13 protein-coding genes are annotated in these 15,936 nt (G+C 67.3%); 3 read left to right on the top strand and 10 right to left on the bottom strand.

Annotated features, from left to right (window positions below; translation table 11 throughout):
• Nucleotides 1-39 precede the first annotated feature (39 nt).
• The 5 genes from PV781_RS22005 to bioB are packed head-to-tail and all read right to left on the bottom strand — an operon-like array spanning nt 40 to nt 5,096.
• Nucleotides 40-1,032: a beta-ketoacyl-ACP synthase III gene (locus tag PV781_RS22005; RefSeq protein WP_274777763.1), complete on the bottom strand. Its 993-nt coding sequence runs from the start codon at nt 1,030-1,032 to the stop codon at nt 40-42.
• The gene (locus tag PV781_RS22000; protein ID WP_274777796.1) at nt 1,029-2,294 is read right to left on the bottom strand and encodes an adenosylmethionine--8-amino-7-oxononanoate transaminase; all 1,266 of its coding nucleotides are present in this window, start codon (nt 2,292-2,294) and stop codon (nt 1,029-1,031) included. The genes PV781_RS22005 and PV781_RS22000 overlap by 4 nt, the downstream gene beginning before the upstream one ends.
• 2 nt (nt 2,295-2,296) lie before the next feature.
• Nucleotides 2,297-2,920, bottom strand: coding sequence for a dethiobiotin synthase (gene bioD, locus PV781_RS21995; RefSeq protein WP_274777762.1), 624 nt, complete (start codon nt 2,918-2,920; stop codon nt 2,297-2,299).
• Nucleotides 2,921-2,943: 23 nt separating this feature from the next.
• Complete coding sequence (locus tag PV781_RS21990) at nt 2,944-4,089, bottom strand: 8-amino-7-oxononanoate synthase (protein WP_274777761.1); 1,146 nt, start codon at nt 4,087-4,089, stop codon at nt 2,944-2,946.
• The gene (bioB, locus tag PV781_RS21985) at nt 4,086-5,096 is read right to left on the bottom strand and encodes a biotin synthase BioB (RefSeq protein WP_274777760.1); all 1,011 of its coding nucleotides are present in this window, start codon (nt 5,094-5,096) and stop codon (nt 4,086-4,088) included. Before bioB ends, PV781_RS21990 begins: the two co-directional genes overlap by 4 nt.
• Before the next feature lie 356 nt (nt 5,097-5,452).
• On the opposite strand from bioB, the gene PV781_RS21980 reads away from it, so the two are divergent.
• Nucleotides 5,453-7,930 carry a sensor domain-containing protein gene (locus tag PV781_RS21980; protein WP_274777759.1) on the top strand — a complete coding sequence of 826 codons (2,478 nt, stop codon included), beginning with the start codon at nt 5,453-5,455 and terminating at the stop codon, nt 7,928-7,930.
• A 16-nt stretch (nt 7,931-7,946) separates the two neighbouring features.
• Here PV781_RS21980 and PV781_RS21975 read toward each other — a convergent pair whose 3' ends face one another.
• Both PV781_RS21975 and PV781_RS21970 read right to left on the bottom strand, forming a co-directional pair.
• Nucleotides 7,947-9,767, bottom strand: coding sequence for an ABC-F family ATP-binding cassette domain-containing protein (locus PV781_RS21975; protein WP_274777758.1), 1,821 nt, complete (start codon nt 9,765-9,767; stop codon nt 7,947-7,949).
• A 226-nt stretch (nt 9,768-9,993) separates the two neighbouring features.
• Nucleotides 9,994-10,173 carry a YdcH family protein gene (locus PV781_RS21970; RefSeq protein ID WP_274777757.1) on the bottom strand — a complete coding sequence of 60 codons (180 nt, stop codon included), beginning with the start codon at nt 10,171-10,173 and terminating at the stop codon, nt 9,994-9,996.
• 221 nt (nt 10,174-10,394) lie between these two features.
• Here PV781_RS21970 and PV781_RS21965 point away from each other — a divergent pair, with 221 nt between their 5' ends.
• Nucleotides 10,395-10,601, top strand: a complete 207-nt coding sequence (locus PV781_RS21965; RefSeq protein ID WP_209104019.1) for a YdcH family protein — start codon at nt 10,395-10,397, stop codon at nt 10,599-10,601.
• Nucleotides 10,602-10,642: 41 nt separating this feature from the next.
• Here the strand turns inward: PV781_RS21965 and PV781_RS21960 are convergent, their stop codons facing one another.
• Both PV781_RS21960 and PV781_RS21955 read right to left on the bottom strand, forming a co-directional pair.
• Nucleotides 10,643-11,128 (bottom strand): peroxiredoxin, encoded by a 486-nt coding sequence (locus tag PV781_RS21960; RefSeq protein ID WP_274777756.1) that lies wholly within the window; start codon nt 11,126-11,128, stop codon nt 10,643-10,645.
• Nucleotides 11,129-11,361: 233 nt separating this feature from the next.
• Nucleotides 11,362-12,201, bottom strand: coding sequence for a protein-disulfide reductase DsbD domain-containing protein (locus PV781_RS21955; RefSeq protein ID WP_274777755.1), 840 nt, complete (start codon nt 12,199-12,201; stop codon nt 11,362-11,364).
• A 145-nt stretch (nt 12,202-12,346) separates the two neighbouring features.
• On the opposite strand from PV781_RS21955, the gene PV781_RS21950 reads away from it, so the two are divergent.
• Complete coding sequence (locus PV781_RS21950) at nt 12,347-12,964, top strand: YqgE/AlgH family protein (RefSeq protein WP_274777754.1); 618 nt, start codon at nt 12,347-12,349, stop codon at nt 12,962-12,964.
• Nucleotides 12,965-12,993: 29 nt separating this feature from the next.
• Here PV781_RS21950 and PV781_RS21945 read toward each other — a convergent pair whose 3' ends face one another.
• Nucleotides 12,994-15,846 (bottom strand): EAL domain-containing protein, encoded by a 2,853-nt coding sequence (locus tag PV781_RS21945; RefSeq protein WP_274777795.1) that lies wholly within the window; start codon nt 15,844-15,846, stop codon nt 12,994-12,996.
• Between the last annotated feature and the right edge of the window lie 90 nt (nt 15,847-15,936).

Here is a 15,936-nt window from a genome sequence, read left to right as displayed (position 1 = left end):
CCCCGGAGGAGGGCCTGTAAAGCGCGGTGGACGGGGTGCCTACAGCCGCAGAACGCAGGCCCCGCCCGTCAATCCCGCGCCCGCCGCACTCATGAGGAGCATTTCGCCGGGGCGGAACGGCTTTTTTTCATGGGCGAGCGAAAGGGTCAGCGGGATGGTGGCGGCCGACGAATTCCCGAACAGCGCCACCGAGGAGAGGACCTTGTCCTGCGGAATGACAAGGTTGTGAGCCACGGCATGCATCAGGCGCGCATTGGCCTGGTGGGGGACGAAATGATCCACTGCGTCCGCCGCAAGGCCTGCGCGGCCAAGCGCCCGCCGGGCGCTGTCTGTCATCAGCCGCACCGCTTCGACGAACACAGCCTGTCCATCCGTGATGGTCATGCGGGTGTCCTCCACCGGCAGGTCGGGCGCAAAAGGGTGGCTCGAGCCGCCGGCTGGCACCTGGATCAGGCCATAGCCGGCCCCGTCGGATGTCAGGTGCGCGGCAAGGATCCCCGCCTCCGGCCGCGGGCTGGGCGCCAGAACCACCGCCCCGGCGGCATCTGCGAACAGGACGCAGCTGCCCCGCTCGTCAGGGTTGATGCGGCGGCTCAGGAGATTGGCTGCGATCACCAATGCCGGCGTTCGCGATGTCCGCACAAAACCCTCCGCCAGGACCAGGGCATAGAGGAAGCCGCCGCACGCGCCGGCAAGGTCCGCAGCGCCCGATCCGCTCAGCCCCAATTTGTGCGCCACCAGGGGAGCGGAAGGCGGCAGGAGGTGGTCCGGCGTCGAGGTGGCGAGGAGGGTCAGGCCGATGGCGCCTCGATCGAGGCCGTGCGTCACAGCCTCGGCGAGTGCCATCCGGCCCGCCGCTGCGGCGAGGTCCGACAGCGTGTCTTCCGGCGCGGCCCAGCGGCGCTCCACAATGCCCGTGCGCCGCTCGATCCAACCCGGGCCGAGACCAAGCCGCTCCTCGATTTCCCCATTCGGCACCCGGCGGCCAGGCACCGCATGGCCGAAGCCCAGAATGTGGGTTCCCGCTGTCACGCCGCCACACCGAACTGCCGGCCGGCCTCGGCCATGGCGTCATAGACACGGTCGAGTTCGGCCTCGGTGACGCAGTACGGCGGCATCACATAAAGCACGTTGCCCAGCGGCCGGACCAGGAGGTCGCGCCCAAGGAAGAAGGCGCGCATACGCGGCCCCGCATCGGCCAGATACCCGCCATCCGGTACGTTCAGGTCAATGGCGGCGATGGTGCCGCACTGGCGGGGCGAAGAGAAATGCGGGTTCTGCGCCAGCCGGAACAGCCGCTCCGCCTGCATGCGCGCGAGATGGGCGATCCGCGTCGCCACAGGCTCTTCCTGCCACACGCGCACATTGGCGAGCCCGGCGGCGCAGGCGATGGGATTGGCGGTATAAGAGGAGGAATGGAAGAAGGTATGGCGCCTGTCCGTGGAGTAATGGGCGTCGAAAATCTCTTGGGTTGCGAGGGTGGCGGCGAGGGGGATCGCGCCCCCGGTCAGGCCCTTGGAGGTGCACAATATGTCCGGCCGCACGGCCGCCTGCTGGCAGGCGAAGAGGGTGCCCGTGCGGCCCCAGCCGGTCATGACCTCGTCCAGGACGAAGAGGGTGCCGGTGGCCTCAGCAATTGCGTGGAGGTCCCGCAATACGCAGGGCGGATACATGCGCATGCCGCCCGATCCCAGAACCAGCGGCTCCAGGATGAGCGCGGCGGCCTCTCGCGAGCGCGCCACGGCCTCGAAGGCATCCAGCGTCACCTGCTCCCGGCCGGCGACGGGGAAGGGGATGCGGTCCACGTCGAACAGGATGGGCTCGTAGGCGGCGTTGAAGACGCCCCGCGCGCCCACGCTCATGGTGCCGATCGTGTCGCCGTGATAGCTGTCCTCCATCACCACGATGCGCGACCGCCGCTCGCCGCGATTGCGGAAGGTGCCGAGCGCCATCTTCAGCGCCACTTCCACGCAGGTGGAGCCCGAATCGGAAAAGAAGACGTGGTCGAGGCCTGCCGGGGCAAGCTTCACCAGTTCGCGCGCCAGCGCCTCGGCGGGTTCGTGGGTGAAGCCGGCGAAGATGATCTGGTCGAGGCTTTCGCTCGCCTCCCGGATGGCGGCCATGATGGCGGGGTGCCGGTGGCCATGGGTGATGACCCACCAGGACGAGATGCAGTCCAGGATGCGGCGGCCATCTTCGCTCTCCAGATAGGCGCCTTCCGTCCGCACGATGCGCGGCGGCGCCGGCTCCGTGGCGTGCTGGGTGAAGGGGTGCCAGACGGGGGAGGACGACAGCATCAGGCAAAGTCCCGCAGGTCGAAATGGTCAGCGAAGGCGCCGGCGAGCCGCTCAGGGTCAAGCGGGTCGAGCACCGGCAGCCGGCCCAGGATCTTTACGCCCGAAAAGTCCGCGATGACACGGGCATTGTCCGGCATCTCCGGTCCTATGAAGGCGATGCCATGGATCGCCATGTTCCGCCGACGCAGCGCCTCGACGGACAGCAAGGTGTGGTTGATGGTGCCGAGCGTGGTGCGTGCGCACAGGATCACCGGCAGGCCCCAGCGGGCGAACAGGTCGATGGTCAACAGGGATCGCGTGAGCGGCACCAGGAGGCCGCCGGCGCCCTCGATGATCAGCGGGCCATTTCCCTCCGGCGGCACCAGGGCGTCGGGATCGATGGCGACGCCTTCCGCTTCCGCCGAGAGATGGGGTGAGGCGGGGAGCTGGAGCCGATAGGCTTCGGGCAGGATGCGCTCCGGCGGCACACGGCCGAGACGGGCGACCGTGGCGCTGTCGGTCTCCTCTTCGAGGCCCGATTGCACGGGCTTCCAATAGCGCGCGCCCAAGGCCCCGGTCAGGGCGGCGCTGAAGATGGTCTTGCCGATGCCGGTGTCGGTGCCGGTGACGATGAAGGCGGGCATGGTGGGTCCCCGGACGTGCGCCTTCAGGCGGCCACGTCTTGAAGCGCGAATGCGATGGCATCCACCAGGCCGTCCACGGTTGCGGCATCCACATTCAAGGTGAGCGAGATGCGCAGGCGCGCCGTGCCCTCGGGCACCGTGGGCGGGCGGATGGCGCGGCAGTCGAACCCGGCCGCCTGCACCCGTCGCGCAACCTCCATGGCCCGGGCGTTGGAGCCGATCATCACGGGGATGATCTGCGAGCCGCTGGCCGGCACGCCGAGGCGGGAGGCAAGCCGGGCTTCGGCGTGCCGCACGAGGGTGGAGAGGCGGTCCCGCCGCTCGGGCTCGTCGGCGCACACGCGCAGCGCCTCGCGCACCGTTGCGGCCATGAGCGGCGAGGGTGCGGTGGCGTATATGAAGGGGCGGGCCCGGTTGATGAGGAAGGAAATGAGGCTCGCGTGCGCGCTCACCAGCGCGCCGGAGACGCCGAGCCCCTTGCCACAGGTGTGCAGGCTGATGAGGCACTCGCGCCCCTCGAAAGCCGCGCCAAGGCCGCGCCCCTGTGCGCCGAACACGCCGGTGGCGTGGGCCTCGTCCACCACCAGGAAGCCGTCATGGCGTTCCGCAACGGCGACGAGATCGCCGAGCGGCGCGGCATCGCCATCCATGGAATAGATGCTCTCCACCGCGAGCCAGGGCGTGCCGCGTCCGCCCTCGGCGCGCCAGGTGCGGATGGCATCCTCGAAGGCCTGCGCGTCATTGTGTGCGGCGGAGACCACCTTGGCCTTGCCCGCCGCCATGCCGGAATGAACGCTGGCATGGATCAGCGCGTCATGGACCACCAAATCCTCGCGCCGGGGCAAGGTGGAGAAGAGGGCGAGATTGGCGTCGAAGCCGCTGCCGAAGAACAGGCAGGCCGGTGCGCCAAAAAAGGCGGCGGCTTCCGCCTCCAGCGCCTCGTGCTCGGGATGATTGCCGCGCAGGAGCCGCGAGCCGGCCGCCCCCACCGGCACGCCGCGCGCGAGTGCCGCCTGAACGGCGTCGGCGAGGCGGGGGGAGCTGGCAAGGCCGATATAGTCGTTGGAGGCAAAATCGTGCCCCTCGCGCCCCTGGAGCGACCGCGCCCGGGCGCGGCCCTTCAGGCCCGCCAGGGTGGTCTCGAACCGCGCGAGCCGCGCACCGCTCATTGGCGGGTTTCCGCCTCCGGCTGCGGGAGGTCCTCGCCGGTGATTCCCAGGCGGCGGAACAAAGCGGTGTCGTGGTCCTCGCCGGGATTGTCGGCGGTCAGCAGGCAGTCGCCCACGAAGATGGAATTGGCGCCGGCAAAGAAGCACATGGCCTGCAATTCGTCACTCATCTCGGTGCGGCCGGCGGACAGGCGCACATGGGAGGTGGGCATGAGGATGCGGGCGAGCGCGATGGTGCGCACGAACTCGAAAGGGTCCACCGGCTTGGCATTGGCGAGGCGCGAGCCGGGAATGGGAATGAGCATGTTGATGGGCACGCTCTCCGGCGGCACGTCCATGTTGGCGAGCGTCAGCAGCATGTCGATCCGGTCATCCGCGGTCTCGCCCATGCCCAGGATTCCGCCCGCGCACACCTTGATGCCGGCGTCACGCACATTGGAGAGGGTCTCCAGGCGGTCGGCGAAGGTGCGGGTGGTAATGATCTCGCTGTAATAGCGCTCGGACGTGTCGAGGTTGTGGTTGTAGTAATCAAGCCCAGCCACGGAAAGGCGCCCCGCCTGGTCGGGGGTCAGCATGCCCAGCGTCATGCAGGTTTCCATGCCGAGGGCTTTGACGCCCTCCACCATGGCCACCACCATGTCCATGTCCCGCTCCTTGGGCGAGCGCCAGGCGGCGCCCATGCAATAGCGGGTGGCGCCGCCTTCCTTGGCCTTGCGGGCCTCGGCGATGACGCGCTCCACTTCCATGAGCTTGGAGGCCTTGAGGCCCGTGGGTGCATGGGCGGACTGGCTGCAATAGCCGCAATCCTCGGGGCAGCCGCCGGTCTTGATGGACAGCAGGCGGCTCATCTGCACCTTGTTGGGATCGAAATGCCGGCGATGCACGCTCTGGGCTTCGAACAGCAGGTCGTTGAGCGGCAGGTCATAGAGACGTTGTGCCTCTTCCCGGCTCCAGCGGTTGGTCATTTCGGTGCGGGTTTCCTGCGGAACCGCCGTCGCCACTGACATCTCGCCATCCTGCGTCTGACTTTGCCCGGAGCAACTATACCCGAATGGGACGGCGACCAAGCCGAAAGCGTCACGCCGATGCGGAATGTCGTGCCGGCTCGCCATTCCCGCGCCCTTCGGCAAAACCTGTGCCCGCCGCGCAAACCGTGGATTTCAGGGTCTCGGAAAGCCGTGAAAATGGAAGATAATGTAAGCTAAGCTGCTGGCGTGCATGGAAGAATGATACAACCCGATGCGTTCGGCGCTTGACCTCGGCGCCCCGTCCGCCCATCGTAAAAATAAGGTGCGATGTTAAGGGTCGGTTGGAGCGCGGCTCCCCAGGTCCGATCGCCAGTCTGCAGGAAGGCCGGGGACGGATGGACGAGGACAGGGCCGGTCCGAACGCGGGGGTGGACGAGGATCTGGGCGGTCCGGAGCACCTCGGCCTTGGGGTGGTCCCCTTTGCATGCACGGTGAGCGACGAAGGCGTCCGATTTTCCCGCGTGAGCGCGGCGGTGGAGGAGCTTTTCGGCGTCCGGCCGGAGGAGGTTTATCGCGCCCCCGATGCACTGTTCTCCCGTTTTTCGCGCCAAAGCCTCAAGGATATGCTCGCCGATGAGCGGCGCCATGCCGCCGGCCTGTCCGTATGGCAAGGTGTCTATGTGATCCGCCATCCCGAACGGGGGACGCGCAGCCTGCTCATTCGAGCGCGGCCCGCGCGGGCGGAAGGGCGGGGGGTGCTCTGGCGGGGGATCGCCGAGGATGTCACCTGCGTCACGGCCTGGCAGCGCCGCCGCCACGCGCAGGCGGAACGCTTGCGCAAGGTGCTCGACGCCACGCGCGACCATCCCTGGGAACTGGATCTCACCGGCGCCGCTCCGGTGACCGGCGGCACCACCAGTTGCCCGCTCTATTCCCTCGAATCCTGGCGCGCCCTCATTCATCCCGATGATGCTGGCCGGGTGATGCCCGACATGATGGCGCAGTTCGTTCGCGACGGGCGCTGCCGCGTGGAGTTCCGCCGTGCCCTGCCCGGGGGCGGCTGGACCTGGGTGGTGGCCCGCGGCCGCGTGACCCTGCGCGCACAGGGGCGGCCGATCCGGGCCATGGGCTTGCGGACAGACATCTCGGCTTGGCCGATCCACCAGCTGTCCGTGGTGCGCAACGAGGGCATGCTCCAGTCCCTGTTCGACCATGCGCCCATCGGCATGGCGCGAAACGCCCTCGATGGTACGTTCCTGGATGTGAACCGCACCTTCCAGGCCATGACCGGCTATTCGCGAGACGACCTGCTTAAGCTCAGCTACTGGGACCTGACCCCCACCACCTATGCGGCGAGCGAGGCCAACCAGCTGGAATCCATCGACACGGACCAGCGCTACGGGCCCTATGTGAAAGAGTTCATCCATGCCAGCGGCCGGCGCATTCCCGTGCGGCTGCATGGCGTGCTTGTGACCCCCGAGCAGGGGCGGCCTTACATCTGGTCCATGATCGAGGATCTCTCCGGCCAGGTGGAGCGCAGCACGCGGGACGAAGGGGCGTTCGATCCCGTCACCGGCCTGCCGAGCCGGCGCCATTTCGGCCTGCGCCTGGAAGCGGCCATCGAGGATGCCAAGCGCGACGGACTGGCACTGTCCGTCATCACTGTCGACCTCGACCGGTTCGCCCCCATCAATGCCGCTTTCGGGCACAAGGCGGGCGACCTGGTGCTGCAGGAAGTGAGCTACCGCCTGTCCGCTCTTACGGCGGGAAACGGGACACTCGCACGCACTGGAGGCGACGAGTTTTCCATGATCGTGCCGGGGCTTTCCGACCACGACGAATTGTCCAAGCTGGGCGCGCGCATCGTCCTGGAAGTGGCGCGGCCCTTTGCCATCGAGGGCCGGGACCTGCGGCTCGGCGCGAGCCTGGGTATCGCCTGCTTCCCCGCGGACGGGGGCGATGCCGCCACCATCTCGCTGCGCTCGGACCTGGCGCTGTCGCTCGCCAAGTCGGCAGGGGGCGGCACCTTCCGCTTCTTCATTCCTTCCCTGTCGCGCCGCGCCGGCCACCTCATGGAGATCGAGACGGCCTTGCACCGGGCGGTGGCGCAGGACGAGCTTGAAATCCACTATCAGCCTAAGATCGATCTAAGAACCCGCCGCGTGCGTGGGTTCGAGGGGCTGATGCGCTGGCGCATGCCGGACGGCCATCTGGCCATGCCGGACTTCTTCATTCCGGTGGCGGAGACCTCTCATCTCATTCATGCGCTCGGGGATTTCGCCCTCACGCGGGTATGCCGCGATATCGTGGACCTGCGGGCACGCGGGCTCATCAGCGGCCGGCTGTCGGTGAATGTCTCGGCCCATCAATTCTCAGACGGGGCTTTGCCGGAGCGCATCCGCGACATCCTGGCGGCGAGCGGTGCGGGCGCTGGCGACCTGGAGGTGGAACTGACGGAATCCACCATCATGGCGGATACGTCCCGCGCCATCGATGCATTGCGGCGCATCCGTGCCCTTGGGGTCGCGGTCTCGGTGGACGATTTCGGCACGGGCCATTCGAGTCTGGCCTATTTGCGCCGGCTGCCCGTGACCGGCGTCAAGATCGACCGCTCCTTCCTGGAGGGGTTGCGGCCCAACACCAGCGAAGCGCGAATCGCGGAAGCCATCGTCCGGCTCGGCCGGGAACTGTCCCTGGAGGTCACGGCCGAAGGGGTGGAGACAGAGGCGCAGGAAGCGCTCCTGCGCACCATCGGCTGCGATGTGGCGCAGGGCTATCTCTATGCCCGGGCCATGGCCATGCCGGATCTCCTCCGCTGGCTGGCGGACTACTCCGCGCAGCATCGCGATTTCGAAGCCGGCCCCGCCATCTGAGGCGTGGCGGCGCGCGTCAGCCTCCGGCTTCCTCGCGCAGGATTTCCAGACGCAGCCATTCCTCCTCGGCCGCCTCCAACTCGCCTTGCGCCTTGGCGAGTGCGTTCGACGAGCGCTCGAACTTGGCCGGATCCTTGGCATAGAGCTGCGGGTCGGCGAGCAGTGCCCCGAGGCGGGCGATCTCGGCCTGCAGCTTCTCCATGGTCTGCGGCAAGGTTTTCAGCGCGTGCTGTTCGTGGAAGCTCAGGCGCCGCTTCTTCTCCGCCTCCGGCTTGGCCGGTGCCTTGTCGACACGGGACTCTCCCTTGGCGGCGCCGCGGCCCTCGCCTTTGCCCTTGGTCTCCACGCCACGGCCACGCTGGGCCACCATGTCCGAATAGCCACCGGCATATTCCCGGAAAACGCCCTCGCCCTCGGCGACGATGACCGAGGAGACGGTTCGATCCAGGAAGTCACGGTCGTGGCTCACCAGCAGCACGGTGCCGGGATAGTCGGCCACCATCTCCTGCAGCAGGTCGAGGGTTTCCAGGTCGAGGTCGTTGGTGGGCTCGTCCAGCACCAGCATGTTGGAGGGCAGCGCCAGGGCACGCGCGAGCATGAGGCGGGCGCGCTCGCCGCCCGACAGCACACGCAAAGGCGAGTTGGCCTGCTCCGGCGTGAACAGGAAGTCCTTGAGATAGCCCATGACGTGCTTGGGCACGCCGCCCACCATCACCTGGTCGGACCCGCCGCCGGTCAGCGCGTCGCGCAAGGTGGTGTCCGGATCAAGGGCCGTGCGGCGCTGGTCGAGCGAGGCGATCTCCAGGTTCGCGCCGATCTTCACCGTTCCGGTGTCTGGCTTAAGGTCCCCGATCAGCATCTTCAGCAGCGTGGTCTTTCCGGCGCCGTTGGGGCCGACGATGCCGATCCGGTCGCCGCGCAGGATGCGGGTGGAGAAGTCCTTCACCACCGGCACTTCGGCGAACGTCTTGGAGATGCCCTTGGCCTCGATCACCAGCTTGCCGGAAGTGTCCGCCTCGCTGACCGTGATCTTCACATTGCCTTGCGAACGGCGCTCCTCGCGCCGGTCCTTGCGCATGGCGTGAAGCTGGCCGAGGCGACGCACGTTCCGCTTCCGGCGGGCTGTGACGCCATAGCGCAGCCAGTCCAGCTCCGCGACGATCTTGCGGTCCAGCTTGTGGCGCTCAGTCTCTTCCTGTTCCAGCACATCGTCGCGCCAAGCCTCGAACTTGCCGAAACCCTGGTCGAGGCGCCGCGTGGTGCCGCGGTCGAGCCAGACGGTGGCGCGCGACAAGGTCTCCAGGAACCGGCGGTCATGGCTGATGACCACGAGGGCCGAGCGCAGCGACTTCAATTCGCTTTCCAGCCATTCGATGGCCGGCAGATCGAGATGATTGGTGGGCTCGTCGAGGAGCAGAACGTCGGGCTCGGGCGCCAGCACACGGGCCAAAGCGGCACGGCGCGCCTCCCCGCCGGACAGGCGGTTGGGCTCCTCCTCGCCGGTGAGACCCAATTGTTCAAGCAGGTACCGGGCGCGATAGGGATCGTCGCCCGGCCCGAGGCCGGCCTCCACATAGGCCAGCGTGGACGCAACGCCGGAAAAGTCCGGCTCTTGCGGCAGATACCGGACCGTCGCGCCCGGCTGGAAGAAGCGCGTGCCCGAATCCGGCTCGATGAGGCCGGCGGCCACCTTCAGCAAGGTGGACTTTCCCGAGCCGTTGCGCCCCACGAGGCACAGGCGGTCATCGGGCGATACCGCGAGGTCTGCGCCGTCGAGCAAGGGGGTCGCGCCGAAGCGCAGGTGGATGTCCTGGAGCTGGATGAGCGGAGGAGCCATGGCGCCCGATTAAAGGCATTTGGGCGCAGATGGAACACTCACGCGCAAACTTCACGTAAGCGCCGGGCAAGGGACGGGGGAAAGGTGTTGCAGAACTTTCCCTAACGTCAACCGGTGCTCGTTTGTGAAGTGCCGGACATCCGAACCTGCATCCCATCGTCCTAGAGAGGCGATTGCCCCTCCCTCACACGATGAAGCGCTGGCCGGCACGACGGCACAGTGACGCTCAATGTACGGTGCTATTGCCTCTCAGGCGGGTGATCTGGTCCTTCAGGACGAGCTTCTTGCGCTTCAGTTCGGCAATCCGCGTGGGGTCGGTGGCCGGGCGCTGGAGTTCACGGGACAATTCCGTGTCGAGAGCTGCGTGACGACGCTCAAGCTCTGCAATGTGCGACTGGACGGACATGCTTTCGCCTCTCCCTGTCTGCAACGGACATCAGTCTGTCATGGAGGCGGCGAAGAGTCGATGGGCCACTTATGCGGCACCGCAGCAAACGAACGGCCGCATCCCAGTCTCCCATGCGGCGCCGTGTGTCCCCGCGCAGTGGCTTTGGGTGACTTGCGGGCGCGTATCCCCGTGCGATATTCGCTTAGGGACAGCCTCTTCCGGGCGCGGCGGATTCTTGCATGACCAGTGACGAGGAACGGGATCTGAAGCTTCTGCTGGAACGCCTGCGGCAGGAGCATCGCGATCTGGACGTGGCCATCGACGCCCTCACCGCCGTGTCGGGCTCGGACGTGCTCCAGATCCAGCGGCTGAAGAAGCGCAAGCTCCAGCTCAAGGACAAGATCAGCCACCTGGAGGACCAGTTGTTCCCCGACATCATCGCTTGACGGGGGCGTCCGCCGGCGGACCGGCGGACTGGGCGTGGGACTCAGATCTGGCCGAGCATGGTCTGGGCGCTGGACACGTCCGCCTTGGAGGGCACGTCCTCCACGTTGAGGGACTTCACCACGCCGTCTTCCACCAGCATGGAGAAGCGCTTGGCGCGGATGCCGAGGCCGGCCATGCCGCCGTCGAAGGTCAGGTCCACGGCCTTGGCGAAGTCCGCATTGCCGTCGGACAGGAACAGCACCTTGCCGTCGGCGCCGGAAGCCTTTTCCCAGGCGCTCATGACGAAGGGGTCGTTCACGGCCACCACCGCGATGGTGTCAATGCCCTTGCCCTTGATCTCGTCCGCGCGCGCCACATAGCCCGGCAGATGGTTCTTGTGGCAGGTGGGGGTGAAGGCGCCGGGCACCGCGAACAGGACCACGCGCTTGCCCTTGAAGATTTCCTCGGTGGTCTTCGGCACCGGCCCGTCTTCGGTGCCGACGCGGAAGGTCACGGACGGGAGGGTGTCGCCGACTTGGATGGGCATGTCTTGCTCCGCTGATGGTCTCCGGCCGTGCACGCCGGATGGGGTGCCGCGCGGCGAAAGCCGCCGCGCGAGCCGCGCGCAGGATAGGGACATTTACGGAGGAGGAAAGCGCAGATCGCGCCCATGCGCCGCCTTGCGCTTCATCGCCACACGGACACGCTCCAGCTCCTGGACCGCGCGCCATTCCGTGTTCCCGACAGTGCTCCAAACGCCGCCGTGGGAGGCCCCTTCGCTCACGGCGTCTTGAGCGGGGCCTCGGTCTCGATGGCCTTGCCCGGCTCGGACAAGGTCAGGCGCAGGAGCGCATTCGGCCAAGCCGCATCTTTGGGCAGGCCGTCGAGCGCGAATCGGAAGGTCAGGGCGCCGTCGCCCGTCTCCTCGCGGGTCGGCAGGGGCAGGGCCCAGGCTTCGCTTGGGCCTTCCGCGAACAGGTCCGCCTTGGGACCCCCGCGGGCCTTCACCACCACCACCGGCGGCGTCTGGCTGGTATCCACCGACACCCCATCAATGCCGAATGGACCCGGAGCGCCAAGCGGCGTCTTCACCGGGAGCGCCGCGGTTGCGGCCTTCAGGGACGGTTCGTCGTCGCCGCCGGCCGGCACGTCCAGGGACACCTGCACATGGGCTGGCACGCACAAGGCATCGCAGACCGCGAAATCAAGCGAAAGATCGATGCGAGTGGGCTTGGCGGGGTCCGCCAGCATCACCCGGACGGGCAAGGTCACCGAACCCTTATAGCCGATAGAGGAGCCGCCGCCGCCGTCCGAGAAGCGCCGAGGGGCTGGGAAGGCGACGGTGGCGCCGGCCACATTGCGGGAGTTCGACCAGTCAAACCTTGGGGGGATGCCGCTGTCGCCGGGATAGCGCCAATAGGTCTTCCAGCCGGGGGCAAGGCGGATCTCGATTCCGGCTTCCAGCGCTCCGTCCTTCACCGTGCCCGCCAGGAGGCGCACCTCTGCGCCCTGGGTGCGTGCGAACGGAGTTTCGACGGCCTGGGCGGCCGGAACGTTCAGGACCAGGGATGTGGCGACGCCGATCCCGAAACGGGCGGCAAGGGAGGCGATGGGGGTCATGCACAAGCCCCTAACGCGGCAGCGGCGCCCATGCAAAGGGCGGGCGTGCACTTTCCCGTGACGGGTGCGGCGAAACAGCATGGCGGGATCGCGGACCGCCGGTTCGGCGTTTGCAAACGAGCCCCTCCGCGCTAGGCTTTCCTCCATGACGGACGATTTGAAGATGCTCTCGCCCGACCACCCGCGGGACTATCTCGACGGGAAGATGCTGATCGCCATGCCCTCCATGGAGGATGAGCGCTTTTCCCGTACCCTGATCTATCTGTGCGCCCATTCCGAAGAGGGGGCCATGGGGATCGTTGTGAACCAGCCCGCCCCCAATATCGATTTCCGCGATCTTCTGGTGCAGCTCGACGTGGTGCCGGCGGCCGATCGCATTCTCCTGCCCAAGGCGGTGGGAGATGTGCGGGTGCTGCGTGGCGGGCCGGTGGAGACCGGGCGGGGCTTCGTGCTCCACAGCTCCGATTTCTTCATCGAGAATTCCACGCTGCCCATCGATGGCGGCATCTGCCTGACAGCGACTCTGGACATCCTGAAAGCCATTGCCGGCGGGCGTGGGCCGTCCAATGCCGTGCTGGCACTCGGCTATGCGGGATGGGCACCCGGGCAGCTGGAAAACGAAATCCAGGCCAATGGCTGGCTGCACTGCCCGGCGGACCCAGATCTGGTCTTCGGCGCCAGCATCGAGGCCAAGTATGACCTGGCGCTGCGCAAGCTCGGCATCGACCTGGCCATGCTCTCCTCGGAGGCCGGGCACGCCTGAAGGTGCGCCTGCGACGTCTCTTGCGGGCTTCAGCCGGCGCTGCGGCGGCGGCGAGGCTCGCTGCGAACCGGCTCGAACAAGGCGCGGCACTCTTCCGCCGTCAGCGGCTCTCCGAACAGGATGCCCTGGGCATATTCGGCGCCGAAATGGGACATTTCGCCCGCCTCTTCCTCGCGCTCCAGCCCCTCGGCAACCACGTCCATGCCCAGGTGATGGGCTAGATCGATGATGGAGCCGACAATGATGGGCCGCGCCGCCCGGGCCGGTCCCTTGGCGCTGTCGCGCACAAAGCGCTGGTCGATCTTGATGCTGTCGAACGGGAAGCGCTGGAGATAGGCGAGCGCCGACTGGCCGGTGCCGAAATCATCGAGGCACAGGCCCGCGCCCAGTTCCCGCATGCGCGCCAGCATGACGGCCGCATATTCGGGATTTTCCATCACCAGAGCCTCGGTGATTTCCAGCTTGAGGGAGCCGGCCGCCACCACGTTGCGGGCGAGCACCGCTTTCAGGTCCTGGATCAAATCGTGCCGCAGCAATTGGCGCGACGAGACGTTCACATGCATGAAGAGCGGCGGATCCACCCGGACCAGCCGCTGCCACTGGCCAAGCTGGCGGGCCGCCCGCTCGAGGGCGAAGAGGCCGAGGTCGAGGATGAGGCCGGTTTCCTCCGCGAGCGGCAGGAACTCGGCGGCGGGCAATTCGCCAAGGGTCGGATGCCGCCAACGCAGGAAGGCCTCGAAACCGCCAATGGCCCGGTCGTCCAGGCGCACGATGGGTTGGTAGCGCACCAGGATTTCGTCGCGCTCCAAGGCGTGGCGCAGATCGTCCTCCAGGGCCACCCGATCGGTCTTCTGCTGGCGCATGGCCGGACGGAACACCTCAATGCGGTCGCCGCCGATGCGCTTGGCGAAATACATGGCCAGTTCCGCATCCTTCAGCACGTCCGCCCGCTTGCCCTGGTCGCTGCCGGACAAAACGAGGCCGATGGAGGCGGTGATGAAGACTTCACGGTCGGCGAAGGTGATGGGCGCGCGGAGCGAGCGGCGCAGCGTGTCGGCGAAGGTGGTGATGCGCTCGGGGTCGCGCTCGGACATGAGGATGAGCCCGAACTGGTCGCCCGAGATGCGCGCCAGCGTGTCCTGCGGCTTCAGCAGCCGCATCATGCGACGTGCGACGGTGAGCAGGATGGAATCGGCCATGGCCATGCCCACCGAGACGTTCACCTGCTTGAAGCGATCCAAGTCGATGACCATGACGGTGGGCTTCAGCGTGTCGTCGATGCGCGTGAAGGTGAGCGCCTGGTCCAGGCGGTCCAGGAAAAGCTCGCGATTGGGCAGGCCCGTGAGATTGTCGCGGACGGCATCGTGCAGCAGGCGCTCGGCGGCGATGCGCTCGCCGGTCACGTCTACAAGTGTGCCGATGCAGCGCACCACCTCTCCATCGGCGCCCACCACCGGGCGGGCCCGCAAATTGTAGGTCAGGTAATGGCCGTCAATGGCGCGCAGGCGGAAATCCTGGTCGATGCGCCCGCGCCGCTGGTCGATGATGCCGTCGAGGGTCGCGCGGAAGCGGTCGCGGTCCGCGGGGTGCAGCACTTCCAGCCAGCCGGCAGCCTCGGTCTCCAGAGACCGGCGCTTGAGGCCGAGGGCATCTTCCACCTCGGGTGAGGTGTAGATGCGGTCGCTGTCCACGTCCCAGTCCCACACCAGATGCCCGGAGCCGGCCAGCGCCAAAGCGCGCCGCTCCAGGTCCGAGGTGGAGCCTTGCACCGCGCCAAGGCCGGCAAAGGCGTGCTGCATCACCGTGAAGCCGATCAGCATGACGATGAGCACCAGGCCGCCGGAGAGGGCCGGCGCCACCAGGTCGTTGGTGACCACCGCTTCCACCGTGAGGCCGGCCATCACCACCCAGGCCAGCAGCAGCAGCCAGGTGGGAATGATCAGCACCGCCCGGTCATAGCCGTGCTGGGATAGCCAGATCACCACGGCAAGCCCCGCCACCGCCACCGCGAAGAGCGAGAGGCGGGCGATACCGGCCGCAACGGGCGCGTCCAGAAGGGCCACCACCACGAGGGCGGCGAGGAAAACCAGCCAGCCGGCGGCCACGTGCACATAGCGTACATGCCATCGGTTGAGGTTGAGATAGGCGAAGAGAAAGACAAGGAGGGTAGCGGTCAGGATCGCCTCGCCCGCGGCCCGCCAGAATTGCTCCGCGATGGGCGATAGGCCGAACACCTTCGACCAGAAGGAGAAGTCGAGCCCGATATAGCCCAGCACCGCCCAGGCGAGCGCGGCGGCGGCGGGGAACATCACCGAGCCCTTCACCACGAACAGGATGGTCAGGAACAAAGCGAGCAGCCCGGCAATGCCGATGACGATGCCATGGTAGAGGGTGAAGCTGTTCACCTTGTCCTTGAAGGCGTCCGGCTCCCATAGATAAAGCTGGGGCAGCTTCTCGCCCGTCAGCTCGGCGACGAAGGTGACGGTGCTTCCGGGGTCGAGCGTCACCAGGAAGACGTCCGCGTCTGGCGCGCTCTGCCGCTCCGGCTTGAAGCCCTGGCTGGGGGTGAGGTTCAGGATGCGCCGGTTGCCCAGGTCCGGCCAGAACAGGCCCGACCCCACCATGCGGTAGAAAGGCGCGACGATCAGCCGGTCCATCTGCTCGTCGGTGTTATTGGAGAGGGCGAAGACCACCCAATGGGCCTTGGTCTCGCCGTCTGAGGCGCGCACCTCGATGCGGCGGACGATGCCATCCGTGCCGGGAACGGTGGAAATCTGAAGCCGATCGGTGTCCGTGTTGTAGTGCTCGACGGCGGGCAGCAGGTCCGTGACCTTGGCGTCAAGACGAACGGCAACGGCCTCGACAGCGCCAGCGGGGCGCATAGGAAGCAGGGCGGCGAGGAGAAGGACACACAGAACCAGGACAGAACGCAACGGCAAGCCTCCGCACCCGGTGAACCGGGGGAAGGGGCC

It is taken from the genome of Aquabacter sediminis, assembly GCF_028863665.1.
GTDB lineage: Bacteria > Pseudomonadota > Alphaproteobacteria > Rhizobiales > Xanthobacteraceae > L1I39.
This window is presented reverse-complemented; position numbering and strand designations above follow the sequence as displayed.

Bases quoted from the DNA above. Each gene is read 5' to 3' on its own strand.
- bioD (WP_274777762.1), bottom strand. From the start codon at position 2,920: ATGCCCGCCTTCATCGTCACCGGCACCGACACCGGCATCGGCAAGACC.
- PV781_RS21990 (WP_274777761.1), bottom strand. From the start codon at position 4,089: ATGAGCGGTGCGCGGCTCGCGCGGTTCGAGACCACCCTGGCGGGCCTG.
- bioB (WP_274777760.1), bottom strand. From the start codon at position 5,096: ATGTCAGTGGCGACGGCGGTTCCGCAGGAAACCCGCACCGAAATGACC.
- PV781_RS21980 (WP_274777759.1), top strand. From the start codon at position 5,453: ATGGACGAGGACAGGGCCGGTCCGAACGCGGGGGTGGACGAGGATCTG.
- PV781_RS21975 (WP_274777758.1), bottom strand. From the start codon at position 9,767: ATGGCTCCTCCGCTCATCCAGCTCCAGGACATCCACCTGCGCTTCGGC.
- PV781_RS21970 (WP_274777757.1), bottom strand. From the start codon at position 10,173: ATGTCCGTCCAGTCGCACATTGCAGAGCTTGAGCGTCGTCACGCAGCT.
- PV781_RS21965 (WP_209104019.1), top strand. From the start codon at position 10,395: ATGACCAGTGACGAGGAACGGGATCTGAAGCTTCTGCTGGAACGCCTG.
- PV781_RS21960 (WP_274777756.1), bottom strand. From the start codon at position 11,128: ATGCCCATCCAAGTCGGCGACACCCTCCCGTCCGTGACCTTCCGCGTC.
- PV781_RS21955 (WP_274777755.1), bottom strand. From the start codon at position 12,201: ATGACCCCCATCGCCTCCCTTGCCGCCCGTTTCGGGATCGGCGTCGCC.
- PV781_RS21950 (WP_274777754.1), top strand. From the start codon at position 12,347: ATGACGGACGATTTGAAGATGCTCTCGCCCGACCACCCGCGGGACTAT.
- PV781_RS21945 (WP_274777795.1), bottom strand. From the start codon at position 15,846: ATGCGCCCCGCTGGCGCTGTCGAGGCCGTTGCCGTTCGTCTTGACGCC.